We start from the raw sequence: 15,237 nt of genomic DNA on the forward strand, positions 1-15,237 counted from the left end.
CGGCGCGCTCGCCCGCTCGCTAAAAACGCTCCGCGTTTTCTTTACGCTCGCGCCTCGACCGAGGTTCGAATCCATGCATGGCTTCCAAAAAAGAAAAGCCCCCGTTGCCGGAGGCTTCAAGTTCGATTGGTGCGGCGTATAGGATTCGAACCTATGACGTTCTGATTCGTAGTCAGACCCTCTATCCAGCTGAGGTAACGCCGCAGCGCAAGACATATGAAACCATTTTAGTTAATTGGAGTCAAGCACAATCTTGATTTTTTTCTAGACCATTTTCCTCATGCAGCTCCGCATGTATCACCGTTTCCCATACGATCGATCGGCTTTTCAACCACATCGAACCCAACACCGAGATCCCTCAATAGCGAGCGCACCCGCTGGGCGCAATCATACTCGGCAAACGAGATACTCAGCATGCGTGCCACCTGGTTAGAAGTCCCGACTCCATAGAACCGTTCGAGTGTTGCAAGCCCTTCGTGCGTCACAAAGGTCTCGGCTACATGCGGCGACTCCTCAAAGCACCATTGGGTCAACGGACCCTCGCTCGTTTGCCGCACCACCAAGCCACCCATACCCGATGGCTCACACGTAACTAGCAGGTGCTCCCCACCTTCATCGCTCTCAAACAAAACTACCCGCTCATCAAACAGGTCCATCACATCCCCCTTCTCTCGCTCGTATCTAGTAAAAGCATAGCAGGTAGACGATCGTATACAGAACATTTGTTCGTGTGTTTTCTATTGAGCTGTCCGCGCGACATGGTAAGGCTCCGCGCACAAAAAAGGCGCCCCGGATAGGGGCGCCCCCGCAAATCGCTTATGCAGCAAACCTACGCGACCGGCTCGATCTTCTCGAGGCCGCCCATGTAAGGACGCAGAACCTCGGGGATCGTAATGGTGCCGTCGGCGTTCTGGTAGTTCTCCAGAATGGCGGCCATGGTGCGGCCAGCCGGTAGACCGGAACCGTTAAGGGTGTGCAGGTAGCGCGAGCCCTTGAAGTTCTCGGGATCGCGATACTTGATGTTGGCGCGGCGGGCCTGGAAGTCGCCGCAGTTGGAGCAGGAGCTAATCTCCTTGTAGGCGTTGTAGCTCGGCAGCCAGACCTCGATGTCGTAGGTCTGACGGGCAGAGAAGCCCAGGTCGCCGGTGCACAGGCTAATCACGCGATACGGAAGACCCAGCTGCTGAAGCAGGAACTCGGCCTCGGCGGTCATGCTCTCGAGCTCCTCGTCGGACTCCTCCGGCTTGGCAAACTTGACCATCTCGACCTTGTCGAACTCGTGCTGGCGGATGATGCCGCGGGTGTCGCGACCAGCAGAGCCGGCCTCCTCGCGGAAGCAGGGGGTGAAGGCGGTGTAGCGGCGCGGCAGGGTGTCGGCATCGAGAACCTCGCCGGCGTGCAGGTTGGTAAGCACGACCTCGGCGGTGGGGATCAGGAAGTTATCGCCCGAGACATGATAGGCGTCGTCCTCGAACTTGGGCAGCTGGCCCGTGCCAAACATGGTCTGACGCTTGACGACGATGGGCGGCCACCACTCCTTAAAACCACGGCTGGTGTGCGTATCGAGGAAGAAGTTGATGAGGGCGCGCTCCAGACGGGCGCCGGCGCCACCGAGAACGGTGAAGCGGCTACCGGAGAGCTTGTTGCCGCGCTCGAAGTCGAGGATGTCGAGGTCGGTGCCCAGATCCCAGTGCGGTTTAAAGTCGAAGTCGAACACGCGTGGGGTGCCCCAACGACGGCGCTCGATGTTCTCGTCCTCGTCCTTGCCGTACGGGGTGGCCTCGCAGGGGATGTTGGGCAGGTGAGCCATAAAGTCGTACTGCTCCTGCTCGAGAGCGGTGCGGCGCTCGGCCAGACCGTCGATCTTCTCGTTGACGGCGCGCACGGCCTCCTTGGCGGCCTCGGCCTCGTCCTTCTTGCCCTCCTTCATCAGGGCGCCGATCTTCTTGGACTCGGCATTACGCGTGGCCTGGAGCTCCTCGACCTCGGTGATGACGGCACGACGCTCATCGTCGAGCTCAAAGAACTTCTCGCGATCCCAAGACGTCTGGCGGTTAGCCATGGCGGTATCGATGGCATCGGGGTTCTCGCGTACAAACTTGATATCAAGCATTAGATCCTCCGGCGATATACATTCCATTTAGGTTGCAACCTTGTACATGTATGGGCAAGTATATACTTGTGAGCGTTTACGACCCAACTCAACTACGCAAGAAGGCACCCAATGGACGCAGTTTTTTCCTTTTTGTTTGGCACCCGCACCGGTTTTGCCATCCTTTTCGCCGGCGGCATCCTGCTGTTTGCGATTCTTGCCTTTGTAATGGAGAAGCGCACCCATAAGCTCTACGTCGACCGCGGGCCCAAATCCGAAGAAGATCAAGACAGCTTCTGGGACTAACCTGCCATTTAGGGACAGGTTTATTTTGGTCGGTTTTATCTGGGCAAACGCAAGCGCCCCGCAACCGGTATCAACCCGGTTGCGGGGCGCTTTTCGCTATAGAGATAAAACCGCAGGAAAAACCTGCCAAAATAAACCTGTCCCTAAATGGCAGGTTTACTGAAGGGTGGCGTCGATGGCCTTGACCAGGGCGCTGCGCATGCCGGCGTCCTCGAGCGCGACGACGCCCTTGATGGTTGCGCCGCCGGGCGAGCACACGGCATCCTTCATCGCCGCAGGATGCTGACCAGTTGCAAGCTGCAGTTTCGCCGTACCCAGAACCATCTGGCTCACAATGCGATAGGCGTCGGCGCGCGGAATGCCGTGCTTGACGGCCGCGTCGCCCAGGGCCTCAATCGCCATGGCAACAAATGCCGGGGCACAACCGCCCACGGTACCGCCCACAAACAGCAAGCTCGTATCGAGCTCAACGACAGTGCCAAGCTTTCCGAGCAGGTCGAGCACCACGGCACGCTGCTCGCCGTTGAGCGTAGAGGACTTCTCGCAGGCGATGACGCCCTCGCCCACCGAAACCGGTGTATTGGGGACCGTCGAGATGTGCGCGACACCCGGCAGGACCTGCTCCCACTTGGCACTGTCCCAAGTCCAGGCGACCGAAAGGACGACCTTATCGGCAAGAGTATCCTTGAGCGGAGCGAAGACCTTCTCGATCATGTACGGCTTGACCGCAGCAACCACGATATCGGATACAGCGACAACCTCCGCCGCATCACGACAGGCAAGTATCCCACGCGCCCCACAGCGCTCAACCAGGGCATCGTAACGGCCCGCGCAGGCACACATGTCGCTCGCAGCCACACCGGCGGCAATCCAGCCATCGGCCATAGCGCTCGCCATATTGCCAAAACCGACAAATCCAATCTTCATATCTCATAGTCCTCTCAGACAGGTTCTTCAAATCGAGAGCTATTGTCCCACGGCATTGTTTCGTGTTGCCGACCTATTTGTGATACGGCTCACCACGGCTAATCTTGCAGGCGCGGTAGACCTGCTCCAGCAGCACCACGCGCGCCAAGTTATGCGGCAAGGTAATGCGTCCAAAGCTGAGCATTTCGTCAGCTCGTGAGCGAACATCGTCGCTCACGCCGTCCGATCCGCCAATCACAAAGGCGATGTCGCTGTTGCCTCGCAACATAAGATCATCGAGCCGCGCCGAGAGTTCCTCACTCGAGCGCTCTTTGCCCTCAATGGCCAGCAGGATCACATGCGCTCGGGGCGGCAGGGCTGCAAGAATCGCCGCTCCCTCCTTGTCGCGCGCGGCATCCACGCCGCCCGCCTTGGCCGGGTCGATATCGGCCACCTCGCGCATATCCACCTTGGCATAGGCGCCCAGGCGCTTGGTGTACTCGGCGCAGGCATCCTTCCAAAAACGCTCTTTGAGCTTACCGACGCATACAACGGTGCACTTCACGCGCGCCTACTCCTTCGAATCGTTTTGAACTTTGCCGGCGGTCAGCATCTGCTCGAACATAGAGGCCGACTGCGAAAAGTCGCTCGGCAGCACGACCGTCGATGTTTTACCCGTGCGAGCGAACTCCGTCATCATCTCGGACCATTGCGTAAACATGAACAGCTGGTTGGCCTCATCGTTGCCGACGCCCGTCTCCTGGATAATCTCGAGCGAATCCTTGATACCCAGCGCGATGGCCTTGCGCTGGTTGGCGATGCCTTCGCCAGCCTTTTCCATTGCCTCGGCTTCGGCGGTCGCCTCGGTAACGCGCTTGATGCGGTCGGCCTCAGCGAGCTCCTGCGCAGCAGCGCGCTTACGCTGGGCGGCGTTGATGTCATTCATAGAGTTCTCGACCTCGGTCGGCAGCGCGATCTTGGTGATGAGCGTCGACACGAGGGTAAAGCCGTAGGCGGCCATCTGCTCGGATACGGTGGCGTTGACGTCCTTGGCAATGTCATCCTTCTTGGCAAAGACCTCATCAAGGGTATAGACAGGGATGGAAGAGCGCAGGGCATCGGTAATGAAGTCGCGCATCTGGTCGACGGGCTCCTGCAGCATGTAGTAGCTCTTGTAGATGCCCGAATCTGCCGGGCCGGCTCCCATGTCATAGCTCACGTGGTACTGAGCAGAGACCTCAAGGCCGATAGTCACGTTGTCCTGGGTCTTAACGTCGATCCCAAAACCGTTTTTCATGGTGCGCAGACTCACCGTGGCGGCCTTGCGGTCGATCACGGGCACCTTCATGTGGAAACCCGCGTTGACGATGCGGTTAAACTTGCCCAGGCGCTCGATGATCACAGCATGCTGCTGTTCAACGACATAGCAGGCGTTGGGAAGCAGTAGCAACAAAATGATGATGGGAAGTAGAAGGCTCGTAAGGGCAGCGATAATACCGGATAACAGCATGGTCTCTCCTCCGATGGGCACACGTTGGCACTAGGATACCCGCACAAAGCAGCCATGTGACACCATCAGGAAGCCCATAACAAAAAAGCTCCCATTGCTGGGAGCTCTTTCAATCAATGGTGCGGGCGAAAGGACGTCCGCGTATCCGCTGCGCGGATCCGCACCGGCTTCGCCCGCCTGCCGGCGGACTCGCCAGCTCGCTAAAAACGCTCCGCGTTTTCTTGACGCTCGCTCCTTCGCAGGTTCAAGTCCCTGCGATGGGCCCATAACAAAAAAGCTCCCATTGCTGGGAGCTCTTTCAATCAATGGTGCGGGCGAAAGGACTTGAACCTTCATGGGGTTGCCCCCATACGGACCTGAACCGTACGCGTCTGCCAATTCCGCCACGCCCGCGTGCAGGAATTAGAATAACGGAGCGCCACCGTGAACGCAAGAACTATTTTTGAAAAAGTTTGCGGGCATTGTCCCACGCAGCTTGCGCAATTGCCTCTGCTTTCTCTCCAGTACGATCGACACGGTCGTTAACCAGCGCGTTTGCTGTGATGGAAATCATTGCAGGCTCGCACTCAAGACCGCGAATGGGCTCCGGCGCCATATAGGGACAATCCGTCTCGAACAAAATACGGTCGAGCGGGGTCGCCGCGAATGCCTCGCGCACATCATTGTTGCGCTTAAAGGTGGCCGCGCCGCCATAGGCGATATAGCAGCCCAAACCCACAAAGCGCTCCATCGTGGCGCGATCCTCGCCAAAGCAGTGCAGTACGCAACCGGCCTGGGGCACGCCGACCTCGCGCAACACGTTGTACGCATCCACATGCGAGGAGCGCTCCTCGTCCGTGTCCTCATGACGCAGATGCAGCTCTACCGGCACATTGCGGCGTACGGCAACCTCGAGTTGGCGCGCCATACAGTCGATCTGCACGCTGTGGGGCGCCGGCGCGATGTCGTCGTCGTAATCCATGTGGTAGTCCAGACCTATCTCGCCGATACCGACGCATAAGGGATCATCAAGCGCAGCAACGACCTGTGCATGAATGTCATCGGTATAGTCCGGCGCGCCATAGGGGTGCACACCGGCGAGATACTTTATCTGCGGAATATCCCGCATCGGCAAAATCTCGCACACCAGCCAGTCGCTATAGTCCGTCACGCTGCGTTTGTCGGCAATGGGATCAAAAATCGTCACCAACAGGTCGACGCCTACAGCCTTGGCGCGCACAAGCGTCTCGGGTACTTCCTTGCCCCAAAACGAGAGCAAGTGCGCGTGCGTATCGGCAAGCGGCGCCAAGGGCACGGGGCAAGCAACCGTCTTCTTTTTCTTGGTAAACGTCACGCGCTCGTCATTAGGCATCATGGATTAGCTCCTGAGCCAGACGGACAAAATCGGCAACGCCAAGCGTCTCGGCGCGTGTGGTGGGCGCGATGCCGCAAGCCTCAAAGGCGGCATCGAGCACGTCCTTGGCAAAGCCGTTGGCGCTCATGGAATTGCGAATGGTCTTGCGACGCTGAGCAAACGCAGCGTCAATCACGCGGGCCACAAACTCGCAATCAAGCCCCTCGGGTGCTACGCCGTCAACACGGTCGATGCGCACGACGGCCGAATCCACATGCGGCGCCGGCATAAAGCAGCGCGGCGGCACCTCAAAGCGACCCGTCACCTGCGCATACAGGCCGAGCTTTGCCGTATAGCCGCCGTAGGTCTTGTTGCCCGGCGTTGCGACAATGCGATCGGCAACCTCCTTTTGAACCATGACGACGGCGCGCTTGAGCGCGGGCATCGTCTGGAAGAACTGCAGAATGATCGTCGCTGCCACGTTATAGGGCAAGTTCGCGACAAATACCGTCGGCTCACCGCCCGCGGCCTGCTCAATCTGCTCCGGGCACACCTTGAGCGCGTCGCCCATGATAAAGCGGAAGTTGGCATAGTCGGTGGCATGGGCATCGAGCACCGGCTCGAGCTCGGGATCGGCCTCAATCGACGTGACGCACGCCGCCTCCTGAAGCAGCGCAAGCGTGAGCGTTCCAACGCCCGGACCAACCTCGAGCACGCGCTCATCGCCCGCAAGTTCGGAAAGCTCGCAAATACGCTCGATCACATGGTTGTCGATCAGGAAGTTCTGGCCCAGGCGATGCTTGGTCGCAAGGCCAAACTCCTCCAGCAGCTCCCTTGTTGCCGTGGGGTTTGCCAAAGGCGAAGTTGTCATAGTTGCCTCCTTAGCATGGTGGCGGCGTCTTGAAACAAAAGGGCATGGACCGTTGCGGCCATGCCCTTACACCTAAACAGCAGATTGCCGATATGGCGCGCGGCGTCTTAACCCAGACGCGGGAACAGCGGCTCACCCTTCTCGACGGGCTGACCACCGGCAAGCAGACCCCAAGCGCAAATGCCCTTGAGGTCGTCGCTCGCGGCCTCGTCCTCGCACGACAGGCGGCGCAGGGCCTCGGTAGAAGTCTGGGGCATGAGCGGCATCAGCAGGTGAGCGGCAATGCGGATGGCCTCGAGCAGGTTGTAGATCACAAACGCCAGCTCGTCGGCCTTGGCCTCGTCCTTGGCAAGTGCCCAGGGCTCGGAGTCCTCGATGTAGTGGTTGGCGGCGTGGATGAGCTCCATAACCTCGTCTTTGGCTCCACCGTAATCGAGCACGTCCATCTTGGCCATGTAGCGCTCGGCCAGGCCATCGGCGATCTTTGCCAGCGGGTTATCGAACGCATCGAACGATGCGGGCTTGGCAGGCGCGCAACCATCAAAGTACTTACCGCTCATGTTGAGCGAACGCGAGATGAGGTTGCCCCAGCTGTTAGCGAGATCGGCGTTGTAGACCTGCTCCATGCGATCGAAGCTGATAGCGCCGTCGGTGCCGGGGACCACGTCGGTCATAAAGTAGTAGCGATAACCCTCGACGCCCAGCATGTCGATAACATCCTGCGGGGCAATGGCGTTGCCACGGCTCTTGGACATCTTCTCGGCCTTGCCAGTCTCGGCATTGCGCACGGTCAGGAAGCCGTGGGCAAAGACGTGCTCGGGCAGAGCCTCGCCAATGGCCATGAGCATAGCGGGCCAAATGACGCAGTGGAAGCGAATGATGTCCTTGCCCACAATGTGGAACTGCGCAGGCCAGCGATAGGCCAGCTCGGCACGGGCCTCGTCGGTGTCGACACCGTAGCCGACAGCCGTCATGTAGTTGAGCAGCGCGTCGAACCACACATAGGTCACATGGCCCTCATCGAACGGAACCTGGATGCCCCAGTCAAAGCTCGTACGGCTCACGGAAAGGTCGTTGAGGCCACCCTCGACAAAGCTACGCACCTCGTTCATGCGGAATGAAGGCTCGACGAAATCGGGATGCTCGTCATAGAGCTTGAGTAGCTTGTCCTGGAAGGCGGAAAGCTTGAAGAAGTAGGACTCCTCCTGCACGCGCTCGAGCGGACGATGACAGTCGGGGCACAGGTGCTGGCCGACGCTGCCGTATTCCTCGTCACCCTTCTGGACCTGCGTGTCGGTAAAGTAAGTCTCGTCGGGCACACAGTACCAACCGTCGTAGCTGCCCTTATACAGGTAGCCAGACTCCTTCATGCGCTCCCACAGATACTGCACCGCATGATGCTGGCGCGGCTCGGTGGTGCGGATGAAGTCGTCGTTGGAGATCTCGAGTTTGCTCCAAAGCTCCTTGAAGTGCGGAGCCTGGCTGTCGGTCCACTCCTGCGGCGTCATGCCATGCTTGGCTGCGGCCTCGGCGACCTTCTCGCCGTGCTCGTCCATGCCGGTCAGGAACTTGACGTTATAGCCAGCGGAGCGGCGATAGCGAGCCTGGACGTCGGCGATGATGGTGGAATAAGCCGTGCCCAGATGCGGATCGGCATTGACGTAGTAGATAGGCGTCGTGATAAAGAACGAAGGCTTGCTTTGATCCATGGGGTTTGTCCTCCAGAAAAACGTTGCATACAGGGGATGATTCTAACGCAAGGGCTGGATATCCTCCATCTATTGCATATTGAGCACCATGGCATAGACATCGCGCTTGCGGCGTGAATACTTCTGAGACAGGCGCTTGGCCACCGCAGAGGCGGGCTCCCCCTCCTCGAGCGCGGCGCGGATATCCGCGCGCAGGGCCTCATCGGGATCCGCTGCCGCTGCGCCAACCGGCACGATGCCGGCCTCCTCGTCTTCACTCGGTGGCGCGATGACCAGCGCAATCTCGCCCTTTACTTCGCCACGGGCACGCAGCCCCTCGGCAAGCTGGGCGGCGGGCCCGCGCAAGACCTCCTCGTGCAGCTTGGTGAGTTCGCGGCAGACGGCAACCTCACGCTGGGGAAAGACCTCCGCCACGGCCTCGAGCGTCGCCACGATGCGATGTGGAGACTCGTAGAAGATGAGTGCGCCGGGCACCACGGCAAGGCGCTGCAAACGGCGCACGCGGTCGCCGTGCTTTCGGCCCAAAAAGCCCTCGAAGAAAAAATGCTCGCAGGGAATGCCGGACGAAACGAGCGCTGTGACGCAAGCAGAGGGCCCGGGAATAACTTCGACGGGCACATCGGCCTCACGCGCCGCCTCGACCAGCGCCTGGCCGGGATCGGACACGCTCGGCATGCCGGCATCCGAGGCAAAGGCAAGGGTCTCACCCGCCAGCAGGCGGTCGACCAGACCGGTGGCGCGGCTGGCGATCACATTCTCGTCGCAACGGACAAGCGGCTTGGAAATGCCCAGGTGCATCAGTAGCTTTGAGGTCACGCGCGTGTCCTCGCAGCAGATCGCATCGGCGGCGGCAAACGCCTCGCCAACGCGCGGAGACAGGTCGCCCAGGTTGCCGATGGGTGTTCCGACCACATAGAGTTTGCCCGTATGGGCGCTGTTTTGCGTCATATCAACCTATTCAATCATGCCGCGCTCGAGCGTACCGAGCGCCGCGCGGGCGTCCCATGCTGCGATGCGTTTCTCGGTCTTCCACGTTTGGAAGAACCAACCGGCAGCCGGCGCAAACGAAGCCAGCTGATTGGCGATAAACACGCGCTCGTAGGCATTGCGGCCCTCGGGCGTAACCGACGAGTTGGCAAAGATCGCCGCGCCCGACCATTCGCCCACCAGCACGGGGAACCCAGTTGAAATCGCTTCTTTAAGCTCGCGCTTGTTACGCGAAATCGCCGTCGTCAGCCCGCGGGGGCTCGTGATGTCGAGCGCATGCTCGTCGCGGTAATGGTACAGGTGAAGGTCCATGTAGACGTTCTTGTACTTGGCGCCGCGCATAAAATGCTTCCACTCGCCGGGATGTCCCGACGACGAGAAGACGACGATCTTATCCTCGGGCATATACGAACGGACGAGCTCGTAGGCATCGCGATAGAAGTTGCGCAGGTAGTGCGCCGGAATGCCATCCGTCATGGTAAAGAGACTCTTGCGGACACTCATCTGCGGCGTATCCAGCAGCTCAATGCCCAGCAGGCTTTCGGCTTCGCCGTAGCGATCGGCCAAACGCTCCAGCACGTCGAGCGCAACGTGACGACCGTTGGTGGACGAATGCCACTCGGCAACAGCCTCCGGCGTGGTGGGCGAATCGTTGGAATCGCCCTGGCCACCGGGCACAGTCGCTAGATCGAGCAGCACGCGAATGTCGTACTTGGCAGCCCACTCAATTGCACGGTCAATGTAGTCGATAACCGAAATGTAGGACGCATCGGACTCCTGCGAGCCAAAGGCATACCAGGGCACCGGCAAACGCACGGCATTGAGACCAATCTGCGCCATACGGCGAAAATCATCTTCGCTTACGAATGTCTCATAATGGCGACGCATGCGCTCGTTATAGGCAGCAGTGCCCATGGCTTCTTGCAGTTCCGCCGCATTGGACGCACCTGTCGCCGCGTACAGCGACGGGGTCACCCAAGGCTCGGGAATAAACCAGCCAGAGAGATTAACGCCGAGTATCCTCTCCATCACGGCCCCCTTCGAATCGTGCAGGGCGAACCCGCATCGTATTGCATAGGAAAAGTATCGTTTTGAGTATACCCGCGCACACGGACAGCCGATCGAACGGTCTGCAAAGTGGCGCAAAAGTAGGAGTAATGTCTGGGCGGGCACACCCGAGATGGTACGCCAAGATGTGCACGCGCGCCGAAGGCAGGCGCCGGAAGGCGCATCCCGTTTTTTGCTCAATAATGGAATGCATTTTCCGCCAGCAGGCCCAACCGGAAAGCATGTCCCGTAATTTCACGTCGTTCCGGGTCGCATTTTCCCAAGCGCCCCTAAAGCGGAAAGCGCATCCCGCTCAGGATTGAAATTCTGGGATGCGTTTTCCGCGGGTCCACATAAAAGAAAAGGACCCCTTTGCAGAGGTCCTAGTCAATTCAAGGTGGCGGGGAAGGGAATCGCGTCCGCGCGCTGCGCGGACGGACCGCTGCGGCGCTTGCGCGCCTTGCGAGCTACGCTGGCAAACGCTATCGCGTTTCCTCAGCTCCGCGCCCTCGCGGGGTTCGATTCCGTGCGGGGGCTACATAAAAGAAAAGGACCCCTTCGCAGAGGTCCTAGTCAATTCAAGGTGGCGGGGAAGGGAATCGAACCCCTGACACGAGGATTTTCAGTCCTCTGCTCTACCAACTGAGCTACCCAGCCATTTGAGGTGTGCCTTGTTTCAAGGCTTGATTAGTATAACCAAGGACGCGCTCCGGTCAACCGAGAATTTGAAAAAAGTTTTTGGACACCGCCTCGGTTCTGTAAAGCAGCACGTCAGAGACATCAACCGGCCGCAAGAAGTTTTTCGCCCAGGGCCTTCAAGCCTGCACTCGTTGCAAGACATCGGGCGATACAAGGATTGAAGGGCGTTCCAGCACCGCCCAAGCACCGGGACAGGAGCACATGCGCCAGGGGCGGACATTTTCGTAGCGTGCAAGGATATTGCCGCTGCAATCAATAAAGGCAATGTCGATGGGATAAGCCATAAAACAGGTGTGGACCGAAGAGCAGGACGGAAACGCCATGACGAGCGGCAGTCCGTCAGCCGTAATCGGCACGCGGCCCAGCATGCCGCGCAAGCGTGCGCCAAACGATTCTGCCACCATAAACTCTGCCGGCGACCAACCGAGCCTATTGAGCGCACGCGCGTAGGCGATATAAGACAAGACGGCGCTCACATGACCACCCCCGGTCGCCACGGATCGACCGTAACCGCGCGCTCGTGCGACAGCTTCGCCGGCGTCCCCAGAGAAACGCCGGCAATGCTGAGCAATCTAGGCCACGGCTCATAGTACATGACGCAGGCATAGGTCCTAAACGTCCCGGACAGAGAGAGCAAGCCGCCGTCAGACGACGCCGAGCTCTGCTCGCTCGAGACCTCGACCTGCAGATTATAGCCCTGCATAGCCGCCTGAATCTCGGACTGGACACGCACCGAGGCATCGACAGAGCTCTTGTCGCCCTCCCCTTCCGGCGCCACAGCGTGCGCCAGCACGATATCGGGCACCACGCGATCGAAGCGCGCAACGGCGCCGGCAAAGACCATGACGTTGTACACAATGAGCGCAAGCGCCAGCAAAACGGGAGCGACCACTGCCATCTCGACCGTCGCCTGGGCGCGCTCCTCGCGCAGACGCATGCGGATACTCATTACGACCCACCGCCCAGAGCGCCAACCAGCGTGGCGACATCGACGGTAAGCGGGATGGAACCACCGCCGGGCAACGGAATCTCCGCAAGTGTGAACACTGTACCGCTAATGGTGCGTTCGACTTGATATTCCAACGCCTCGCAAAGCGCCTTGGGATCGGTCACGCCCAACGGAATACTTCGCAGTTTGTCTTGCGCTTGAGAGAGACCGGCAATGTCAGACCCCGGACTCTTAATGACGTTAGCGGAATCGGTCAGCACCGGCTTTCGCAGGCGCAAGTCGCACGGTTCCAAACCCAGCGCCGCCACGGACGCCGAAACGGTATCGCCGAGCCACGATGCAATGGAGCCCAACGCGCCGCTGCCCCCTCCTAGGTCTTTAATCATCTCGTCCATAAGTTCGTCGGCCGAACCTTGGATGTCTCCGTATCCCACAAGCAGGCGTCCCCAAACATCCATGACGCCATCGAGTACGCCGGCAACGCCGCCCGAGCGCTCTTCCACTGTCGAGAAAAACTGCGAGAGCACGTTGTTTTGCGCCGTCGCGTTGTCGGGAGCCAAGACCGCGGCAGAGATTGCACCGCGACTGCCAAGCGTAACCGGCTTATTGAATGAAGAGTTGAGCTTACCGGGACTGGTCATATCGCCCGAGACCGCAAAGGCGACCACGCCGTTTCGGCCGGGCGGGGCGATACGCGGCCGCTCGCCCGAAAGCGCCTTGATGGCCTGGTCAAACGCATTACCCGCGCGATCGGCCTCGTCCTCGGTCTGACGCATAAGCTCGAGCTCTTTGTTGCGACATTCGACGTAATCTTCCAGAGCCCTTTTAAACTCGTCAAAGTGATACTCGAAGCCGTTTTCGATAAATGATGGAGGCATGAGGGCGCGACCCAGGTCAACGACGTCAAATTGGCACTCCTCGCACACATCGTGGCCATCGTAATCGACGACGGATGCCAACCCGCCCGGCGACCCATTCTTATAGTTGGGGCATCCGGTCCCATAGTGCAGGTATGTCTTGCCACCAATATCACTCGTAGGCCACATGGCATCGGTGTAGAGCTGGGTTCCCTTCACCTCATCTGGAGTGCGTGGCAGGAATGGAATCTGGGGTAAGATTTTTTCACCATCATCTTTAATATACGAGTGATCGAGTTCTTCGATTGCATAAGCGTAAAACGCTTTGCGCGCGACAGACTCCGCCTCCATCTCTACACCCCCACCAAGCGGCCTTTCATTCGCCAGGCGCCGGCGGTAATAGGCCTTCGCGCGATCGAGCGCCACTTGCGGCTCCCATGTGACACTCGAGGCATAGTGCGGATTCTCAATATCCGAAAGCTTCGCCAAGCTCCTCGCTCGTTCCCACATGCACGAACAGCTTCCGACTGCGCCTCTGTCCGATCCGCCGCAGTCGGCAAGCCAGGCGCGCTCCTTGGCCTTTGACGTTTTCTCGGACGCTTTCTTCAGTTCCTTGGCAGCATAGTCAAGGTCTTTTGAGGTGCTCTCGATGGCATCGGTCGAGATTTCTGACCCCTCGAGCGCAACAAAGTCCGACTCCGATGTCCTGGGCACGGCGAGCGCTGTGCCGGTATAGGTCACGTTATCGGTATCCTGCGCCGAAACAGCCTGCGTAGCTCGCGCGGCAACCAGATATGGCAGAGCCGTTTCGACTTTTTGCAAACCCTCCGACGCACTTTTGGCAAACCTATTGCGCGTTTTAATAATCTCAATCCCGGTATCGACCATATCGCTTGCGGCTATTTTCCCACCCGGCACCAGCATGGCAACCAAGCCGGTGCCGATTGTGGCAAACCCCGCCAGGCCCAAGCTCAAAATGCTCGCATCCACCACCGTGGCCGCTGTATGGTAGGACGATATCACGTTGGCACCCGCCAGAGCACCGCTATCGGCCGCCACCTGGGTATCCCCGGCACGAGACATACTCCATATCGCCGCCGTCGACGAAAACAGCAGCGTAAGCACCACAAGTATGACGACCGCCGAAGAAAGCGTAGTGTAGGCACCGTCCTCGATAAACAAGTCGATACCGGAGCGGCCCATGAAGCCGCCCCGCTTGCGGCGGGCATTCGACCGGCAACGGCACACGAGCCCTCGCATCATTCGCAGCAGGCGACGCCTAATCCCACGCGGCAATCCACGAATCATAGTCTCCCTCCAGCCATCCGGGACGCGATCGGTACGAAACGTCGACTTTCAACTCAACATTTCCTCCTCCCCCCACATTGCCCATGGCCTGCGCGAACGCGCCGATCACGGGCAGCGGCTTTACATCACCCGCGATAGATACAGACGAAACGCCCCCTGCGCCCGCCCGGCCAAGCTCGATATCCCACGACAGCGGTCCGCCGGCGTGAAAGATCGAGACATCGGGCACCGCGGCGAGACGGCGGCGGGCAAACTCCTTGAGGTCGTCGTCCTCCGCCGTCGTCGTGGTCATGAGCCGCGCCGTCTCGGCGGCGGCAGACTCCATGACCGCACGCGTACAGAGCAGGCACACCGGCTGCAGCGCAAGCAGGATGAGCGTCAAAAACGTCGGCAGCAAAAAAGCGGCCTCGACCGTGGACTGCGCCCAATCCTCGCGCGCGATATCAATAGAGCGCGATGTCTTTGGCGCCTGCGGCGGCGTCGATAACCGATGTCGAGGCGACGCCATGGGACGCCGCCCGTGCAGCCAACGCCGCCAAGCGTCCGTCGGTGCCGGCGCGCCAAAGCCCCGCAATCGCCAGCACGATGGAAAGCAGCGCCATGGTGACGATGGCGTACTCAACGGTCGATTGGGCAGACTCCTCGCGCAAAACGTCAAGCATT

General features: G+C 59.6%; 16 protein-coding genes and 3 tRNA genes. 1 reads left to right on the forward strand and 18 read right to left on the reverse strand.

Features of this window, described 5'->3' with window-relative positions; all coding sequences use genetic code 11:
• Positions 1-127: 127 nt before the first annotated feature.
• The 3 genes from ACTQ0H_RS01215 to serS all read right to left on the reverse strand — a co-directional run bounded on the left by ACTQ0H_RS01215 (position 128) and on the right by serS (position 2,113).
• Positions 128-204 (reverse strand) — tRNA-Arg (locus ACTQ0H_RS01215).
• Positions 205-278: 74 nt separating this feature from the next.
• On the reverse strand, positions 279-656 hold the full coding sequence (locus ACTQ0H_RS01220; RefSeq protein WP_441064119.1) for a hypothetical protein: 378 nt from the start codon (positions 654-656) through the stop codon (positions 279-281).
• Between the two features lie 173 nt (positions 657-829).
• A complete protein-coding gene (gene serS / locus ACTQ0H_RS01225; protein WP_427729163.1) occupies positions 830-2,113 on the reverse strand; it encodes a serine--tRNA ligase in 1,284 nt (427 codons plus the stop codon).
• 111 nt (positions 2,114-2,224) lie between these two features.
• Between serS and ACTQ0H_RS01230 the strand changes: the two genes are divergently transcribed.
• Entirely contained in the window at positions 2,225-2,398 is a 174-nt protein-coding gene (locus ACTQ0H_RS01230; RefSeq protein WP_195838594.1) for a DUF6724 family protein, read from the forward strand.
• A 156-nt stretch (positions 2,399-2,554) separates the two neighbouring features.
• On the opposite strand, the gene proC is transcribed toward ACTQ0H_RS01230, so the two are convergent.
• From proC to ACTQ0H_RS01305, 15 genes are all read right to left on the reverse strand, one after another.
• The gene (gene proC / locus ACTQ0H_RS01235; RefSeq protein ID WP_441064120.1) at positions 2,555-3,325 is read right to left on the reverse strand and encodes a pyrroline-5-carboxylate reductase; all 771 of its coding nucleotides are present in this window, start codon (positions 3,323-3,325) and stop codon (positions 2,555-2,557) included.
• A gap of 73 nt (positions 3,326-3,398) precedes the next feature.
• The gene (gene rlmH / locus ACTQ0H_RS01240) at positions 3,399-3,869 is read right to left on the reverse strand and encodes a 23S rRNA (pseudouridine(1915)-N(3))-methyltransferase RlmH (protein WP_370450649.1); all 471 of its coding nucleotides are present in this window, start codon (positions 3,867-3,869) and stop codon (positions 3,399-3,401) included.
• Between the two features lie 6 nt (positions 3,870-3,875).
• On the reverse strand, positions 3,876-4,814 hold the full coding sequence (locus ACTQ0H_RS01245) for an SPFH domain-containing protein (protein WP_117848150.1): 939 nt from the start codon (positions 4,812-4,814) through the stop codon (positions 3,876-3,878).
• 306 nt (positions 4,815-5,120) lie between these two features.
• Positions 5,121-5,207 (reverse strand) — tRNA-Leu (locus ACTQ0H_RS01250).
• 43 nt (positions 5,208-5,250) lie between these two features.
• Entirely contained in the window at positions 5,251-6,168 is a 918-nt protein-coding gene (locus ACTQ0H_RS01255; RefSeq protein WP_441064122.1) for a TatD family hydrolase, read from the reverse strand.
• The gene (gene rsmA, locus ACTQ0H_RS01260) at positions 6,158-7,018 is read right to left on the reverse strand and encodes a 16S rRNA (adenine(1518)-N(6)/adenine(1519)-N(6))-dimethyltransferase RsmA (RefSeq protein ID WP_441064124.1); all 861 of its coding nucleotides are present in this window, start codon (positions 7,016-7,018) and stop codon (positions 6,158-6,160) included. The genes ACTQ0H_RS01255 and rsmA overlap by 11 nt, the downstream gene beginning before the upstream one ends.
• A 107-nt stretch (positions 7,019-7,125) precedes the next feature.
• Positions 7,126-8,727 carry a methionine--tRNA ligase gene (metG, locus tag ACTQ0H_RS01265; protein ID WP_441064126.1) on the reverse strand — a complete coding sequence of 534 codons (1,602 nt, stop codon included), beginning with the start codon at positions 8,725-8,727 and terminating at the stop codon, positions 7,126-7,128.
• Between the two features lie 69 nt (positions 8,728-8,796).
• The gene (gene rsmI, locus ACTQ0H_RS01270; protein WP_441064127.1) at positions 8,797-9,675 is read right to left on the reverse strand and encodes a 16S rRNA (cytidine(1402)-2'-O)-methyltransferase; all 879 of its coding nucleotides are present in this window, start codon (positions 9,673-9,675) and stop codon (positions 8,797-8,799) included.
• 6 nt (positions 9,676-9,681) lie between these two features.
• Complete coding sequence (locus tag ACTQ0H_RS01275; RefSeq protein WP_427728410.1) at positions 9,682-10,743, reverse strand: glycoside hydrolase family 5 protein; 1,062 nt, start codon at positions 10,741-10,743, stop codon at positions 9,682-9,684.
• Positions 10,744-11,345: 602 nt separating this feature from the next.
• Positions 11,346-11,418 (reverse strand) — tRNA-Phe (locus ACTQ0H_RS01280).
• A gap of 158 nt (positions 11,419-11,576) precedes the next feature.
• Positions 11,577-11,936 (reverse strand): DUF192 domain-containing protein, encoded by a 360-nt coding sequence (locus ACTQ0H_RS01285; RefSeq protein WP_427748305.1) that lies wholly within the window; start codon positions 11,934-11,936, stop codon positions 11,577-11,579.
• On the reverse strand, positions 11,933-12,409 hold the full coding sequence (locus tag ACTQ0H_RS01290; protein WP_154517658.1) for a hypothetical protein: 477 nt from the start codon (positions 12,407-12,409) through the stop codon (positions 11,933-11,935). Before ACTQ0H_RS01290 ends, ACTQ0H_RS01285 begins: the two co-directional genes overlap by 4 nt.
• The gene (locus ACTQ0H_RS01295) at positions 12,409-14,574 is read right to left on the reverse strand and encodes a hypothetical protein (protein WP_441064129.1); all 2,166 of its coding nucleotides are present in this window, start codon (positions 14,572-14,574) and stop codon (positions 12,409-12,411) included. Before ACTQ0H_RS01295 ends, ACTQ0H_RS01290 begins: the two co-directional genes overlap by 1 nt.
• Positions 14,546-15,082 (reverse strand): TadE/TadG family type IV pilus assembly protein, encoded by a 537-nt coding sequence (locus ACTQ0H_RS01300; protein WP_441537668.1) that lies wholly within the window; start codon positions 15,080-15,082, stop codon positions 14,546-14,548. The genes ACTQ0H_RS01295 and ACTQ0H_RS01300 overlap by 29 nt, the downstream gene beginning before the upstream one ends.
• Positions 15,018-15,236, reverse strand: coding sequence for a hypothetical protein (locus tag ACTQ0H_RS01305; protein WP_154517649.1), 219 nt, complete (start codon positions 15,234-15,236; stop codon positions 15,018-15,020). The genes ACTQ0H_RS01300 and ACTQ0H_RS01305 overlap by 65 nt, the downstream gene beginning before the upstream one ends.
• Position 15,237 lies beyond the last annotated feature (1 nt).

Source organism: Collinsella sp. LCP21S3_A3, assembly GCF_052118905.1.
Classification (GTDB): domain Bacteria; phylum Actinomycetota; class Coriobacteriia; order Coriobacteriales; family Coriobacteriaceae; genus Collinsella.

Bases quoted from the DNA above. Each gene is read 5' to 3' on its own strand.
- ACTQ0H_RS01220 (WP_441064119.1), bottom strand. From the start codon at position 656: ATGGACCTGTTTGATGAGCGGGTAGTTTTGTTTGAGAGCGATGAAGGT.
- serS (WP_427729163.1), bottom strand. From the start codon at position 2,113: ATGCTTGATATCAAGTTTGTACGCGAGAACCCCGATGCCATCGATACC.
- ACTQ0H_RS01230 (WP_195838594.1), top strand. From the start codon at position 2,225: ATGGACGCAGTTTTTTCCTTTTTGTTTGGCACCCGCACCGGTTTTGCC.
- proC (WP_441064120.1), bottom strand. From the start codon at position 3,325: ATGAAGATTGGATTTGTCGGTTTTGGCAATATGGCGAGCGCTATGGCC.
- ACTQ0H_RS01245 (WP_117848150.1), bottom strand. From the start codon at position 4,814: ATGCTGTTATCCGGTATTATCGCTGCCCTTACGAGCCTTCTACTTCCC.
- ACTQ0H_RS01255 (WP_441064122.1), bottom strand. From the start codon at position 6,168: ATGATGCCTAATGACGAGCGCGTGACGTTTACCAAGAAAAAGAAGACG.
- rsmA (WP_441064124.1), bottom strand. From the start codon at position 7,018: ATGACAACTTCGCCTTTGGCAAACCCCACGGCAACAAGGGAGCTGCTG.
- metG (WP_441064126.1), bottom strand. From the start codon at position 8,727: ATGGATCAAAGCAAGCCTTCGTTCTTTATCACGACGCCTATCTACTAC.
- rsmI (WP_441064127.1), bottom strand. From the start codon at position 9,675: ATGACGCAAAACAGCGCCCATACGGGCAAACTCTATGTGGTCGGAACA.
- ACTQ0H_RS01275 (WP_427728410.1), bottom strand. From the start codon at position 10,743: ATGGAGAGGATACTCGGCGTTAATCTCTCTGGCTGGTTTATTCCCGAG.
- ACTQ0H_RS01290 (WP_154517658.1), bottom strand. From the start codon at position 12,409: ATGAGTATCCGCATGCGTCTGCGCGAGGAGCGCGCCCAGGCGACGGTC.
- ACTQ0H_RS01295 (WP_441064129.1), bottom strand. From the start codon at position 14,574: ATGATTCGTGGATTGCCGCGTGGGATTAGGCGTCGCCTGCTGCGAATG.
- ACTQ0H_RS01300 (WP_441537668.1), bottom strand. From the start codon at position 15,082: ATGGCGTCGCCTCGACATCGGTTATCGACGCCGCCGCAGGCGCCAAAG.
- ACTQ0H_RS01305 (WP_154517649.1), bottom strand. From the start codon at position 15,236: ATGCTTGACGTTTTGCGCGAGGAGTCTGCCCAATCGACCGTTGAGTAC.